Source organism: Methylopila musalis, assembly GCF_042679725.1.
GTDB lineage: Bacteria > Pseudomonadota > Alphaproteobacteria > Rhizobiales > Methylopilaceae > Methylopila > Methylopila musalis.
The window spans coordinates 1-13,579 of the sequence record NZ_JBHTMX010000009.1 but is presented as its reverse complement, the minus strand read 5'-3'; the positions used below and the strand labels follow the sequence as shown (position 1 = coordinate 13,579).

Here is a 13,579-nt window from a genome sequence, read left to right as displayed (position 1 = left end):
GGCGAACCGAAAACAGAGATGAAAGAGGCGGGGAGAAGCGCCCGCCGGGCCGGATTACAGCGCGGCGAGAGTCAGGAGCGCGGCGCCGCCGGCGACCAGCAGGGCGCCGTCGAGCGTCGCGGCGCTTTCCTGGCGACGGGCCAGCCAGTTCTGGACGGCGATGTCGCTGACCGGCAGGTAGTTTACCGCCATGGGCAGGAAGCGGCCTGCGTTGAACACCGCGAACAGGGCGATCGCGAGCGTCACCTCGCCGCTGAGAGCGGCCGCGGCGGTGACGAGGTAGAGGATCGGGGTCTGGACGTAGGTCAGGTAGTTCAGGCCGAGCGACAGCCCGTAGAGCGCGCCGATGAACCACATGGGGAAGCGCTGGCGCGCGTCATGGGGCACCTGCGCCCGGCGCTGCGGGTAGGGCACGCGCAGGAAGCCGAGCTGGTGGGCGCCGTAGATCAGGCCGGCGACGCCGAGGCCGACCAGCGCCCAGGCGGTCGCGCCGGAAAAGCCGATAAGCGAGCCCGCGACGCCGAGGGCCCCGCCGAGGATGACGGCGCCGAGCGCGTAGCCCAGGCCGTGCAGCACGAACGCAGGCGTGAAGCCGGCGAGCGCGCGGGCCGAATAGCGGCCGTGCGGACGCAGCAGGCAGAGACTGGAATAGCCGCAGGGCGACCAGGTGGACAGCAGCCCGCCCGCGAACGCCATGGCGATGAGCACGGTCGAGGCCATGCCGGAGATGGAGAACGCCGGGGCGGCGACGAGCGGGGCCGCGACGCCGAGCGCGCCGGCGCCGGCCAGCACGGCGATGCGGACGGAGCGGGACTGCTCCTTCGGGAACACCGTGCAGTCGGCGACGCTTTCGCTGGTCGTCGGGGCGAGCGGGATCGTTTCGCCGTCGGTGGGCGCCATCGCAGCCATGTCGTTCCTCCGTCAGATCGCGTTCTGGGACGCGGGCGTCGCCGTGTTCCGGCGCGCTGTTGGACTTTCCATAGGAGAAACAAAAATTCCGGTCAATCGAATGTGCGCCTGCCAGGCGCGCACTTGAACTCATTTTGAGCACACGAACTGCGCATTTCGAAGGCGAATTGCTCATTTCTGCGCCGGTCACAGAGTGGTCACATAAGCGTGATGTGGCGCGCGCGAGGTGATCCGATCCGCTTGACGCAGCGTGCCGCAGGCCTGCGACGGCGCGGGGCCGCCGTTCGCATCAGCCGGACGGTCGAAGGGCGGGAATCGGCGTCCGGGGCGCATGGGACGTCGGAAGAATGGATCCATCTCGGCCTGGCGTGATCCGGGCTCGCCCTCCGGCCCCGCTGCGCTTTCGCCATGGTCGATCGGCCCCGCGCCGGGATAGGGTTGCGCCGACCGTCGCGACGCCGCAGGCCCCATGGGCGTGATCTCCATGACCGAACGCCCAACGTCTTATGGCGGCCCTCCGCGCGGCCGCGTCACGGCCCTGCGCGGCGCGACCGTGTCATTGCGGGACGATCCGTTCCAGGCGCCGTCCGCCGCCTGTCTGGAGCATTACGACGACGCCCTGATCGTGATCGAGGACGGCCGGATCACGGCCTTCGGCGCTTACGCGACGACCCGGAGGGCGCTGCCGGCGGGCGTGGAGCCGCGGCGATTCGAGAACGCGCTGATCACGCCGGGCTTCGTCGACGCCCATGTGCATTACCCGCAGACGCAGATAATCGGCGCCTTCGGCTCGGACCTGCTGGGCTGGCTGGAGCGCTACACCTTCCCGACCGAGCTGTTGTTCGCCGACCGCGCCCATGCGGAGCAGGTGGCGGCGCTGTTCCTGCGCGCGCTGTTCGCGGCCGGAACCACCACGGCCGCGGTCTACGGCACGGTCCACGCCCATTCGGCGGACGCCTTCTTCGCCGAGGCCGAGCGCTTCGGCGCCCGCATGATCGCCGGCAAGGTGATGATGGACCGCAACGCGCCCGAGGGCCTGCTCGACACCGCCGAGCGCGGCTACGAGGAGAGCCGGGCGCTGATCGAACGCTGGCACGGCCGCGGGCGGCTCGGCTACGCCGTCACGCCCCGCTTCGCGCCCGCCTGCAGCGACGCCCAGCTCGACGCCGCCGGCGCGCTGCTGGCCGAGAACCCCGGCGTCCGTCTCCAGACCCATCTGGCGGAAAGCGCGGCGGAGGTCGCGTGGGTGAAGGAGCTGTTCCCGGCGCGGGCGGACTATCTCGACGTCTACGCCCATCACGGCCTCGCCGGGCCGCGCTCCCTGTTCGGCCACGCCATCCATCTGGACGAGGACGCCTTCGCCCGTTGCCACGCCTGCGACGCGGCGCTGGTCCATTGCCCGGGCTCGAACCTGTTCCTCGGCAGCGGCCTGTTCCGCCTGTTCGACGCCGTGGACCCGCGCCGGCCGGTGCGGGTCGGGCTCGGCAGCGACGTGGGGGCGGGGACCAGCCTGTCGCCGTTCCGCTCCATGGGCGACGCCTGCAAGGTCTCGGCTGTCGTCGGCCGGCGGCTCGCCGCGGCGCAGGCGTTCCACCTCGCCACCCTCGGGGGCGCGCGGGCGCTCGGCGTCGAGGACCGCATCGGCCGGATCGCGGTCGGCTACGAGGCGGACCTGTGCGTGCTCGACCTCGCCGCCACCCCGCTGCTCGCCTTCCGCGCGCGCTGGTGCGACAGCGTGGAGGAGCTGCTGTTCGCGCTCATGACGCTCGCCGACGACCGGCTGGTCCGCGCAACTTACGTGGCCGGCGAAGCCGTCTTCGACCGCGACGGGTGAAGGGGCGTCAGGTCTCGGCCTGCGCCCGCTTCCGCTTCTCCATCAGCGCCATGATCATCGGCGTCAGGATGAGCTGCATGGCGAGGTCGAGCTTGCCGCCGGGAATGACGATGCAGTTCGCCCGCGACATGAAGCTGTTCGGCACCATGGACAGGAGATAGGGGAAGTCGATGCCGCGCGGCTTGCGGAAGCGGATCACCACCATGGACTCGTCCGCCGTCGGGATCGACCGGGCGATGAACGGGTTCGAGGTGTCGACGGTGGGGATGCGCTGGAAGTTGATGTCGGTCGCGCTGAACTGCGGACAGATGTAGTTGATGTAGTCCGGCATGCGCCGCAGGATCGTCTGGGTGACGTCGTCCTTGGAGTAGCCGCGCTGGCCGCTGTCGCGGTGGATCTTCTGGATCCACTCGAGGTTCAGCACCGGCACGACGCCGATCTTCAGGTCGGCGAAGCGTGCGGTGTCCACTCCGTCCGCGATCACCGCGCCGTGCAGCCCCTCGTAGAGCAGCAGGTCGGTCGGCGCCGGCAGCTCCTCCCACGGCGTGAACGAGCCCACCGGCGCGCCGAAGCGCTCCGCCTCGCCGGCGTCGTGGACGTAGTAGCGGGTGCGGCCTTCCCCGCGTTCGCCGTAGCGGCCGAGCACCGCCTCCAGCTCATCCAGCATGTTGGCTTCGGGGCCGAAGTGACTGAAATGATGGTCGCCGCGCTTGGCGGCCGCGCGCACGCGCCGCTTCATCTCGGCGCGGTCGTAGCGGTGGAAGGCGTCGCCCTGGATGTAGGCCGGCGTGATGCGCTCGCGCCGGAAGATCTGCTCGAAGGTCGCGCGCACGGAGGTCGTGCCCGCGCCGGAGGATCCCGTGACCGAGATGATGGGATGGCGGACGGACATGGGCCCCCGAATCCGACGGCGTCAGGCCAGGAACAGGCCGCGCTTGGCGAACAGCGGCGAGCGGGTGGGCGGCTCGGCGTAGTACTGGGCGATCCGCTCCACCTCGTCCTTGGAGCCGCAGACCAGCGGCGACCGCACGTGCAGCGACTTGGGCTCGATGTCGAGGATCGGCCGCACGCCGTCGGTGGCCGCGCCGCCCGCCTGCTCGCACACGAAGGCGATCGGGTTGCACTCGTAGGTCAGCCGCAGCCGGCCCGAGGCGTAGCCCTGGCGCGCGTCGCCCGGATAGAGATAGACGCCGCCGCGCACCAGGATGCGGAACACGTCCGCCACCAGCGAGCCGACCCAGCGCATGTTGAAGTTCTTCTCGCGCGGGCCTTCGGCGCCGGCGAGGCAGTCGCCCACATAGCCCTGCATCGCGTCGTCCCAGTGCCGCTGGTTCGAGGCGTTGATGGCGTATTCCTTGGTCTGGGCGGGGATCGTCACGTCCGCATGGGTGCGCACGAAGGCGCCCGAGGCGCGGTCCAGCATGAAGACGTGGGTTCCGGCGCCGACCGTCAGCACCAGCGCGGTGGCGGGGCCGTAGACGATGAAGCCGGCGGCGAGCTGATTGCGGCCGGGCTGCGTGAACGAGGCCGCGCCGGTGTTGGGCAGCACGCCGAACAGCGTGCCGATGGAGACGTTGGTTTCGATGTTGGACGAGCCGTCCAGCGGGTCCATGGCGACGACGAGCGGACGCGCGTCGTCGAAGATCACCTCGTCCTCGGCCTCTTCCGAGCCGACGCGAGCGACGGGCGAATCCTTCAGCAGATCGACCACGATGTCGTGGGTTCGCACGTCCAGCGCCTTCTGGGCGTCGCCGCCGGCGTTGGTGGCGTCGGTCTGCGCGCCCATCGCCTCCTCAAGCGCGCCGCGGCCGACGATGTCGGCGATGACCACGCCGGATTCGACCATGAGCGTGATGACGCGGGCGACGTCGGCGCGCCGGGCGTCGGTCCCGGCCCAGCCGGCGAGATAGGCGTCGAGGGTCGTGTTGTCCGGCACCGGCGTCGTTCCCCTGATCTGGCGGCGGCCTGTGGTCGTCCGCTTCTGGGCGTTCGCGCCCGTCGCCTCTCGTGCGGCGCCGCCCGTGGCGGCGTCAAGCGGCGGCCGCGCCGCCGTCGCGCGTGTCTTATCTCATTGCTCAGCTTTCCCGAATAACCTAAATGTCGATTTCAGCATGTCTGAAAGCTTGATCCGCTCCCTGACCCTCAAGCAGCTCCGCGCTCTGGCGGAGGTGGCCGACACCGGATCGGTCAGCGCCGCCGCGCGCCGGCTGTCGGTGACGCCGCCCGCCGTGACCATGCAGGTGCAGCTTCTCGAGGCGGCGCTCGGGCTGACGCTGCTGGACCGCACCGGCGAGAAGTTCCGGCCGACGGACGCCGGCCGCGAGGTGGCCGCCGCCGCCGCACGCATCGAGGCCGCGCTGCGCGACTGCGTGGCGGCGCTGGAGGCGATGAAGGGGCTCGACGGCGGCCGGGTGGCCGTCGCCATCATCTCCACCGCCAAATATTTCGCGCCCATGGCGCTCGGCGTGTTCGCCCGCGCCCATCCCAACGTGGACGTGAGCCTCACCATCGGCAACCGCGCCGAGGTGATCGCCCTGCTGCGCTCCGACGCGGTGGACGTCGCCATCATGGGCCGGCCGCCGGAAGATCTGGAGACCGAGCAGGTGGTGATCGGCGACCATCCCCACGTGGTGATCGCGCCGCCGGACCATCCGCTCGCCGGCCGCGGCCCGCTCCAGCCGCAGGCGCTGACGGGCCACACCTTCCTGATGCGCGAGCAGGGGTCGGGCACCCGCGGCCTGATGGAGCGCCTGTTCGGCGAGGAGGGCGTGAAGCCCAAGGCCGGCATGGAGATCGGCTCCAACGAGACCATCAAGCAGGCGGTGATCGCGGGGCTCGGCCTCGCCTTCATCTCCGCCCACACGGTCGCGGCCGAGGTGGCGCAGGGGCGGCTGGTGATGCTCGACGTGGTCGGCCTGCCGATCATGCGGCAGTGGTACGTGGTGCGCCGCGCCGGAAAGCGCCTGACGCCGCCGGCCGCCGCCATGAACGCGTTCCTGTCCGAGCGCGGCGCCGAGTTCCTGCCCCGATCCATGCTCTGATTCCGGCCGGCTCAGGGGCCGTCCCGTATCGACCCGGCCGCCGTGGCGTGCCACAGTTTCGCCAGAGAGGCGCGACGGGCCGACTGGCAGGCTGCAAGCGCCCGAACAGGAAGGAACCGTCGATGTCGAACGATCTCCCCATCACCCGCCGCGGGTTCGGCGCGCTCGCCGGCGCAGGCGCAGCGGCGGCCGCTCTCGGGGCCTTTCCGAAGCCCGCCATCGCGCAAGGGTATCCGGCCCGCGTCGTCACGCTGATCGTCCCGTTCGCGCCGGGCGGCTCCACCGATCTGGTGGCGCGTCTCGTCGCCTCCAAGATGGGCGACACCCTCGGCCAGCAGGTGATCGTGGACAACCGCGGCGGAGCCGGCGGCAACCTCGGCGCGGGCGTGGTCGCGAAGGCCGCGCCCGACGGCTACACCATCCTCATGGGCACGGTCGCGACCCACGCCCTCAACCCCGCGCTTTATAAAAAGATCACCTATGACGCGGTGAAGGACTTCGCGCCGATCTCGCTGCTGGTGAACGTGCCGAACGTGCTGACGGTGAACCCGAAGTTCCCGGCCAAGACGGTGCAGGAGCTGATCGACCTCGCCAAGGCCGAGCCCGGCAAGTACTCCTACGCCTCGTCCGGCAACGGCTCGCCGCTGCATCTGTCGGGCGAGCTGTTCAAGAAGCTCGCGGGCGTCGACATCGCCCACATCCCCTACAAGGGGTCGGGCCCGGCGCTGGTGGACGTGATCGCCGGCCAGGTGCCGATGCAGTTCGACAACATGCCGTCCTCCACCGAGCACATCAAGATGGGCCGCCTGCGCGCGCTCGGCGTCACCACCGCCAAGCGCACCGCCACCTTCCCCGATCTTCCGGCCATCGGCGAGACGCTGCCGGGCTACGACACCTACTCCTGGAACGCGCTGTTCGCGCCGGCGGGCACGCCGCCGGAGGCGGTGGAGAAGCTGAACGCCGCCGCCATCAAGGCGCTGCAGGACGAGGGCGTGAAGTCGAAGCTGACCGATTTCAGCGCAGAGATCGTGGGCTCCGACCCGCAGGTGCTGGCCGATCTCGTGAAGACCGAACTCGCCAAATGGGCGCCGATCGTCGCCGATTCCGGCGCGCAGATCGACTGAGGCCCTTGCGCGGGCGCAGCCCCCGTCAGGCCGCGCCCGTCTCCCGCAGATAGAGCAGCAGATCGAGCGGCGGTCCGGCCTCCGGGCCGCCGAACTGCGTCAGAAGCGCATGCGCCTGACCGCGGTGATGGGTCTGGTGGTTGAACAGATGCGCCAGAGCCGGCCCGACCCGCTGCCGGATCGGTTCGGGCGAGGCCTGCCGGCGGAAACGGAGCTCCCGGTCGAGATCGTCCGGCGTCAGCTCCGCGACATGGGCTTCAAGCGCCGCGTCCAGCGTGGTGCGGACGCTCCGGAGCGCCGCGAACTCCGGATAGGGAACGTCGTCCAGCCGCCGCGGAGGCTCGAAGCCGCCGCGCAGCCGGTCGAGCCAGATCTCGTCCGTCACCGCCAGATGATTGAGCGTGCCCTTTAGCGAGCGGAAGAACGCGCCGCCGTCGCGCGCGAAGTCGTCCGCGGGCAGCGCCGCCACGGCGTCGTAAAGCCGCCGATTGGCCCAAGCGTTGTAGGCGGCGAAGGTCGTCCAGTGGGAGAGCACGCTTTCGTCCTCGCGTCGATTGATCTGGCATGCCAGTTTCAGGCCGTCGCGAACTCATAAAAAACACGACGAGAGGAAACGCCCGTGACCGCCCATCTCTACGATCTCGCGCTGGCCGACGGCCGACGCATCAGCCCTTATTGCTGGGCCGTCAAGCTGGCTCTGGCCCACAAGGGCGTCGCCTTCACCACCACGGCGACCCGCTTCACCGACATTCCGACCATCGCCGGCGGCTTCAAGACCGTGCCGGTGCTGGAGATCGGGGGCGAGACCATTGGCGACTCGCTCGCCATCGCCCGGCGTCTTGAGGCGCTTCACCCCGAGAACCCGCTGTTCGCGGGCGAGGGCGGCCTTGCGCTGACGCAGGGGCTCGGCGCGGCGCTTGCGTCCTATCTGCTCGGCAAGATGTCGCGCGCCATGGTGCTCGCGATCCACGACGCGCAGGACGACGAAAACAAGGCCTATTTCCGCGCCTCGCGCGAGCGCATGTTCCGCCAGCCGCTGGAAGAGGTGGCGGCGGAGCCGGAGGCGAAGATCGCCGCTGCGCGCGAGGCCATGACCCCGCTGAAGATCGCGCTGCGCGGCCAGCCGTTCCTCGGCGGCGAAGCTCCGCTGTTCGTCGACTTCCAGATCGCCGGCCTGTTCCAGTGGGCGCGGGTGATCGGCGCGGTGGACTATCTCGACGGCGACGACAAGCTCGCCGGCTGGTTCGCGCGCCTCGAGGAGCGCTACGGCCCGACGCTCGCCGCGACGAAGGGCTGACGGCGGGCGAAGGGGGCGCAGACTGACGTCATGCCCGAGCTTGTCTCGGGCATCCACGACTTCCCCTTTGGCGGACGCCCGAATGGACAAAGTCGTGGATACCCGCGCGAAGGCGCGGGCATGACGCAAGCCCGAAACAAAAACGGCGGGCCAGAGCGGCCCGCCGTCGGTTCGTCCGCGGAACGGCGGCGGATTACTCCGCGGCCTCCTGCGGGGTGTTGGGCGTCACCGAGATCGCAGGCTCGCGGCCGGTGAGCGTGGCGCGGGCCTTGCGGACGCCGGCCTCGTAATCCGGGTGCACCCGCTTGAAATGCGCGAGCTGGCGCTCGGCGATCTCCTCCGGGATGCCGGACATGGCGGCGGCGAGGTTGGCGAACAGCCGGTTCTTCTGGCCGTCGTCGAACAGGTTGAACAGCGCCGTCACCTGCCCGTAGTCGTCGTTGCCGTCGCGGTGGTTGTAGCGCGTGGCGTCGCCCGAGAGCCGCAGCGGCGGCTCCTGCGCGGACGTGTCCTCCACCGGGCCGTTGAACGAATTCGGCTCGTAATAGACGTCCGGATTGCCGGTCTTGACGCCGCCGAACACGTTCATCTGCCCATCGCGGTGGTAGTGGTGCACCGGGCACTTGGGCTGGTTCACCGGGATCGTCTCGTAATGGGTGCCGAGCCGGTGCCGGTGCGCGTCGGCGTAGGAGAAGATGCGGGCCTGCAGCATCTTGTCCGGCGAGAAGCCGATGCCCGGAACGATGTTCGACGGCGAGAACGCGGCGTTCTCGATCTCGGCGAAATAGTTCTCCGGGTTGCGGTTCAGCTCCAGCACGCCGATGTCGATCGGCGGATACTCGCCATGCGGCCACACCTTGGTGAGGTCGAACGGGTTGTAGGATGTCTTCTCGGCGTCGAGCTCAGGCATGATCTGCACCTGAACCTTCCAGCGCGGGAACTCGCCGCGGTCGATCTTGCCGTAGAGCGCTTCCTGATAGCTCTCGCGGGTCTTGCCGATGACCTGGTCCGCCTCCTCATTGGTGTGGTGGCGGTGGCCCTGCTCGGTCTTGAAGTGGAACTTCACCCAGTAGCGCTCGCCGGCGTCGTTCCACAGCGCGTAGGTGTGGCTGCCGTAGCCGTTCATGTGGGTCGGATCGACCGGGATGCCGCGGTCCGACATCAGGATCGTCACCTGATGCAGGCTTTCCGGCGACAGCGACCAGAAGTCCCACATGGCGGTGGGCGAGCGCATGTTGGTCTTCGGGTGGCGCTTCTGGGTGTGGATGAAGTCCGGGAACTTCAGCGGATCGCGGACGAAGAACACCGGGGTGTTGTTGCCCACGAGATCCCAGTTGCCCTCGGGCGTGTAGAACTTCAGCGCGAAACCGCGCACGTCGCGCTCGGCGTCGGCCGCGCCCAGCTCGCCGGCGACGGTGGAGAACCGCGCCAGCGCCGGCGTCTCCGCGCCCGGCTGCAGCGCCTTGGCCTTGGTGTATTTCGAGATGTCGCCGGTGATCTTCAGCACGCCGTGCGCGCCCCAGCCCTTGGCGTGCACCACGCGCTCGGGAATGCGCTCGCGGTTCTGATGCGCGAGCTTCTCGATCAGCTGATAGTCCTGCAGCAGGACCGGACCGCGCGGGCCCGCGGTCTCCGAATTCTGGTTGTCGGGGATTGGCGCGCCGGCCGAGGTCGTCATCCGATCGGTCATGGAAGCCTCCTTGCTCTCACGCCCTCTTGAGCAGACCGCGCGATGGGTCGCGTCCTGACGGCGGGGCGGTGTCGATGGGCCAGAGGATGGGGCGGCGCCCCCATCAGGGCAAATCAGATTGCATCCATTCTAAGATAAGAATATCTGATCGTCATGCTCACGCTCCGCCAGCTTCGGTATTTCGAACGCCTCGCCCGGCTCCGGCATTTCGGCCGTGCGGCGGAGGCCTGCTCCGTCACCCAGCCGGCGCTCTCCATGCAGATCCGCGAGCTCGAGGCCGCGCTCGGCGCGCCGCTGGTGGAGCGCGCGCGCGACGGGGTGAAGCTGACCGAGCTTGGCCAGGACGTGGCGGAGCGGGCGGGCGCCATCCTCGCCGCCGTGCGCGATCTGGAGGCGAGGGCGCGGCTCGGCGGCGCGCGTCTCGGCGGACCGGTGCGGCTCGGCGTGATTCCGTCGATCGCGCCCTATCTCCTGCCGCGCCTGCTGCCGGCCATCCGCGAGCGGCATGCGGAGGTGCAGCTCTCGTTGCGGGAGACCCAGACCGCCGCGCTGGTGCGGGAGCTTGTGGCGGGCGATCTCGACGCGGTGGTGATGAGCCTGCCCGTGGACCATCCCGACATCGAGGCGGAGATCCTGTTCGACGACGCCTTCCTGCTGGCCGTGCCCTCCGACGGCCCGCTCGCGGCGCGGGAAAGCGCCAGCGCCGACGTGCTGGACGATTCCGAGCTGCTGCTGCTGGAGGATGGCCACTGCTTCCGCGATCAGGCGCTCACCGTCTGCCGCACCATCGATCCCCGGCGGCTGAAAAGCTTCGGCGCCACCAGCCTCACCACGCTGCTGCAACTGGTGGCGAACGGGCAGGGGATCACCCTGCTGCCGCAGCTGTTCGTGGAGTCCGAGGCGCAGGGCGACCCCCGCGTCACGCTGCTGCGGTTCGAGCGCCCGGAGCCCCTGCGCACCCTCGCGCTCGCCTATCGCCGCACCTCGCCGGCGAAGGACGGGTTCCGAACGCTCGCCGAAACCATCCGTCTGATGCGCGCGCCCGGCCAAAACCCGGCCGCACGCCCTTCCGCGCCGGCGGGCGCCACGCTATAAGCCGCGCGTTTTCAGCCGTTCCGCGGGCTGAGCGGGCGCCTGTCGTCCGGACGAGGCCCGCCCCTTTCCGACCACAAGGCTAGACCCATGGCTCTCGAGCGCACCTTCTCCATCATCAAGCCGGACGCGACCCGCCGCAACATCACCGGCAAGGTGCTGTCCTACATTGAGGCCGCCGGCCTGCGCGTGGTCGCCCAGAAGCGGCTGCACCTGACCAAGGACCAGGCGGAAGGCTTCTACGCCGTCCACAAGGAGCGCCCGTTCTTCAACGACCTCGTCTCCTTCATGATCTCCGGCCCGGTGGTGGTGCAGGTGCTCGAGGGCGAGAACGCCGTCGCCAAGTACCGTGAGGTCATGGGCGCCACCAACCCGGCCAACGCCGCCGAAGGCACCATCCGCAAGGACCTGGCCGAGTCGATCGAGGCCAACTCCGTGCACGGCTCCGACGCCCCGGAGACCGCGGCGGAGGAGATCGCCTACTTCTTCAAGGACGAAGAGATCGTCGGCTGAAATGGCCGTTAAGATCACGTTAACGTGATCTTTGATCCTCTTTCGATCACATATACGATAGTTGCATAGGCCCGCGCCCTCAGGCGCGGGCCTACTCACGACCAAACGCATGTTCGCGAGCTTGCGGTCGATCGGCCGCGGGCCGCCGGGGGGAGACGACGCATGGAATTCAGCTTCGCTTTCGATCAGCCAAGCTTCTGGATCTCCCTATTGCAGATCATCTGGATCGATCTGCTGCTGTCCGGCGACAACGCCGTTCTGATCGCGCTGGCCTGCCGCAAGCTGCCGCCGAAGCAGCGCAAGATGGGCATCCTGCTCGGCGCGGGCGCGGCGGTGGTGCTGCGGATCCTCTTCGCCTTCTTCGTCACGTTCCTGCTCGGGGTGCCGTTCCTGAAGCTCGCGGGCGGCCTGCTGCTGATCTGGATCGCGGTCAAGCTCGCCACCGACGAGCATGACGACCACGCGGACGTGGAGGCGAGCGACAATCTCTGGGGCGCGGTGCGCACCATCGCCATCGCCGACGCGGTGATGAGCCTCGACAACGTGGTGGCCATCGCCGCTGCCGCGAAGGGCCATCCGGAGCTGTTCATCTTCGGCCTGCTGCTGACCATTCCGCTGATCATCGCGGGCTCCACCCTGCTCAGCGCGGTGCTGCAGAAGTTCCCCTTCCTGGTGTGGCTGGGCGCGGGCCTGCTCGGCTGGATCGCGGGCGAGATGATCCTCGGCGACGTCATCGTCACCAACTGGCTGCACGGCCTGAACGCGGGCCTCGTCATCGCCGATCCCGCGCATGCGGGCGCGCTGACCGCCGTGAAGTGGCTGCACTACACGGCCGCCGCCGCCGGCGCCGTGGTGGTGCTGCTGATCGCCTTCACGCTGAAGCGTCGCCGCCACCGCACCACCGAAGGCGCGCTGCGCGACGAAAGCTGAGAAGCGCGCCAGAGCGCTTCGCCAAACGCAATCCGGCGCGGTCCTTCGGGGCCGCGCCTTTTTCGTGGTCAAAAACCAGGCACGAAAAAGGGGCGGCGCCGAAGCGCCGCCCCTGAACCGGACGATCGAAGCGGGGTTCGTTCAGAACCAGCCGCGACGGCCGCCACGCTCGTACCAGCGGCGATCTTCCTCGCGCTGGGTGGCGTAGACCAGAGCCGCGACAACGCCGATGCCGAGCGCGAGGCCGGCGAGCGAGAGGCCCGGGTTGCTCTGCACCACGCGGCCGGCGCGGCGGCCGTAATAGACCGCGGTGTCGGCCACGTCGTGCAGCGCCTCAACGCCGTCGTCGTACAGCGTGTTGGAGTTGGAGCTGAACGACTTCGCCGCGGCGCGGGCGCTCTTGCGGGCGCTGCGGGCGCGGTCGGCCGCCAGCGACGACACGCGATCGCTGAGATCAGCGATGGTGTCGCGCAGCGCCGTGATCTGATCGCCGGCGTCATGCGCGAGCGAGCTTGCTCTCCTGTCGACCATGTCATGCACCTCTTGAAACCTTTGGGGCGGACGACCGAATTTGCCGTCCTCGCGGCGTACAACGTCGCTGAACGCCCCCGGTTCCCGCCGACCTAGGACTTATGTCGGGTCGGACAGCCTCCGTGGCGACAGCCGCATGGCGGACCGCCGGCCGACCAGCCCGGCGCCGCGAGGCTTGCCTTTCTTCCGCCGGCGCGCGACCACATCCCATGGCGGACTGTCCGGGCGTCGCCCATCTTGCGGAAATGGCCGATGGCGGGCTGGCGCGCGTGCGCGCGCCCGGAGGCCGGCTGCGCGCCGATCAGGCGCGGCGGGTGGCGGAGCTCGCGGAGGAGCTCGGCTCCGGCGTCCTCGACCTCACCAACCGCGCCAATCTCCAGATCCGGGGCCTGAAGCCGGACGCGGGCCGCGCGCTCGCCTCCGCGCTCGGCGCGATCGGCCTTTATGCGGAAGGCCCGGCCGACCGGCGCCGCAACGTGCTGCTCGATCCGCTGGCGGGCCTCGACCCGGCGGAGGCGGCGGACCTGAGCGCGCTCGCCGACGCGCTCGACCGGGCGCTGACCGGGCAGGACTGGATCGGCGGCCTGTCGCCCAAGTTCGCCTTCGCGCTCGATAGAT

Annotated in this window: 13 protein-coding genes and 1 pseudogene; 8 read left to right on the top strand and 6 right to left on the bottom strand. The window is 69.6% G+C overall.

All coding sequences use genetic code 11. The annotated features are described in order from the left end of the window. Positions 1-54: 54 nt before the first annotated feature. Positions 55-909, bottom strand: coding sequence for a cytochrome c biogenesis CcdA family protein (locus ACFQ4O_RS02820; protein WP_378774125.1), 855 nt, complete (start codon positions 907-909; stop codon positions 55-57). Between the two features lie 484 nt (positions 910-1,393). Between ACFQ4O_RS02820 and guaD the strand changes: the two genes are divergently transcribed. Then, positions 1,394-2,743, top strand: a complete 1,350-nt coding sequence (gene guaD, locus ACFQ4O_RS02815) for a guanine deaminase (RefSeq protein ID WP_378774124.1) — start codon at positions 1,394-1,396, stop codon at positions 2,741-2,743. Between the two features lie 7 nt (positions 2,744-2,750). Here guaD and ACFQ4O_RS02810 read toward each other — a convergent pair whose 3' ends face one another. Both ACFQ4O_RS02810 and ACFQ4O_RS02805 read right to left on the bottom strand, forming a co-directional pair. Next, positions 2,751-3,635, bottom strand: coding sequence for a phosphoribulokinase (locus ACFQ4O_RS02810; protein ID WP_378774123.1), 885 nt, complete (start codon positions 3,633-3,635; stop codon positions 2,751-2,753). 21 nt (positions 3,636-3,656) lie between these two features. Next, positions 3,657-4,679 (bottom strand): class 1 fructose-bisphosphatase, encoded by a 1,023-nt coding sequence (locus ACFQ4O_RS02805; protein ID WP_378774122.1) that lies wholly within the window; start codon positions 4,677-4,679, stop codon positions 3,657-3,659. Between the two features lie 175 nt (positions 4,680-4,854). Here ACFQ4O_RS02805 and ACFQ4O_RS02800 point away from each other — a divergent pair, with 175 nt between their 5' ends. Together ACFQ4O_RS02800 and ACFQ4O_RS02795 are read left to right on the top strand one after the other, a co-directional pair. Next, entirely contained in the window at positions 4,855-5,784 is a 930-nt protein-coding gene (locus tag ACFQ4O_RS02800) for a LysR family transcriptional regulator (protein WP_378774121.1), read from the top strand. A gap of 122 nt (positions 5,785-5,906) precedes the next feature. Further along, entirely contained in the window at positions 5,907-6,908 is a 1,002-nt protein-coding gene (locus ACFQ4O_RS02795) for a Bug family tripartite tricarboxylate transporter substrate binding protein (RefSeq protein ID WP_378774120.1), read from the top strand. A 25-nt stretch (positions 6,909-6,933) separates the two neighbouring features. Here the strand turns inward: ACFQ4O_RS02795 and ACFQ4O_RS02790 are convergent, their stop codons facing one another. Then, on the bottom strand, positions 6,934-7,443 hold the full coding sequence (locus ACFQ4O_RS02790) for a DinB family protein (RefSeq protein ID WP_378774119.1): 510 nt from the start codon (positions 7,441-7,443) through the stop codon (positions 6,934-6,936). An 84-nt stretch (positions 7,444-7,527) separates the two neighbouring features. Here ACFQ4O_RS02790 and ACFQ4O_RS02785 point away from each other — a divergent pair, with 84 nt between their 5' ends. After that, on the top strand, positions 7,528-8,205 hold the full coding sequence (locus ACFQ4O_RS02785) for a glutathione S-transferase N-terminal domain-containing protein (protein WP_378774118.1): 678 nt from the start codon (positions 7,528-7,530) through the stop codon (positions 8,203-8,205). 193 nt (positions 8,206-8,398) lie between these two features. Here ACFQ4O_RS02785 and katA read toward each other — a convergent pair whose 3' ends face one another. After that, the gene (gene katA, locus ACFQ4O_RS02780) at positions 8,399-9,895 is read right to left on the bottom strand and encodes a catalase KatA (RefSeq protein ID WP_378774117.1); all 1,497 of its coding nucleotides are present in this window, start codon (positions 9,893-9,895) and stop codon (positions 8,399-8,401) included. A 153-nt stretch (positions 9,896-10,048) separates the two neighbouring features. Between katA and ACFQ4O_RS02775 the strand changes: the two genes are divergently transcribed. The 3 genes from ACFQ4O_RS02775 (at position 10,049) to ACFQ4O_RS02765 (ending at position 12,430) form a co-directional block, all read left to right on the top strand. Beyond that, positions 10,049-10,990: a hydrogen peroxide-inducible genes activator gene (locus ACFQ4O_RS02775; protein ID WP_378774116.1), complete on the top strand. Its 942-nt coding sequence runs from the start codon at positions 10,049-10,051 to the stop codon at positions 10,988-10,990. Positions 10,991-11,077: 87 nt separating this feature from the next. Then, positions 11,078-11,500 (top strand): nucleoside-diphosphate kinase, encoded by a 423-nt coding sequence (gene ndk, locus ACFQ4O_RS02770; protein WP_378774115.1) that lies wholly within the window; start codon positions 11,078-11,080, stop codon positions 11,498-11,500. A 162-nt stretch (positions 11,501-11,662) separates the two neighbouring features. Beyond that, positions 11,663-12,430, top strand: a complete 768-nt coding sequence (locus tag ACFQ4O_RS02765) for a TerC family protein (protein ID WP_378774114.1) — start codon at positions 11,663-11,665, stop codon at positions 12,428-12,430. A gap of 141 nt (positions 12,431-12,571) precedes the next feature. Here ACFQ4O_RS02765 and ACFQ4O_RS02760 read toward each other — a convergent pair whose 3' ends face one another. Next, on the bottom strand, positions 12,572-12,961 hold the full coding sequence (locus ACFQ4O_RS02760) for a hypothetical protein (protein WP_378774113.1): 390 nt from the start codon (positions 12,959-12,961) through the stop codon (positions 12,572-12,574). A gap of 209 nt (positions 12,962-13,170) precedes the next feature. Here ACFQ4O_RS02760 and ACFQ4O_RS02755 point away from each other — a divergent pair. Then, positions 13,171-13,579: pseudogene (locus ACFQ4O_RS02755) on the top strand (precorrin-3B synthase); the annotation flags it as partial.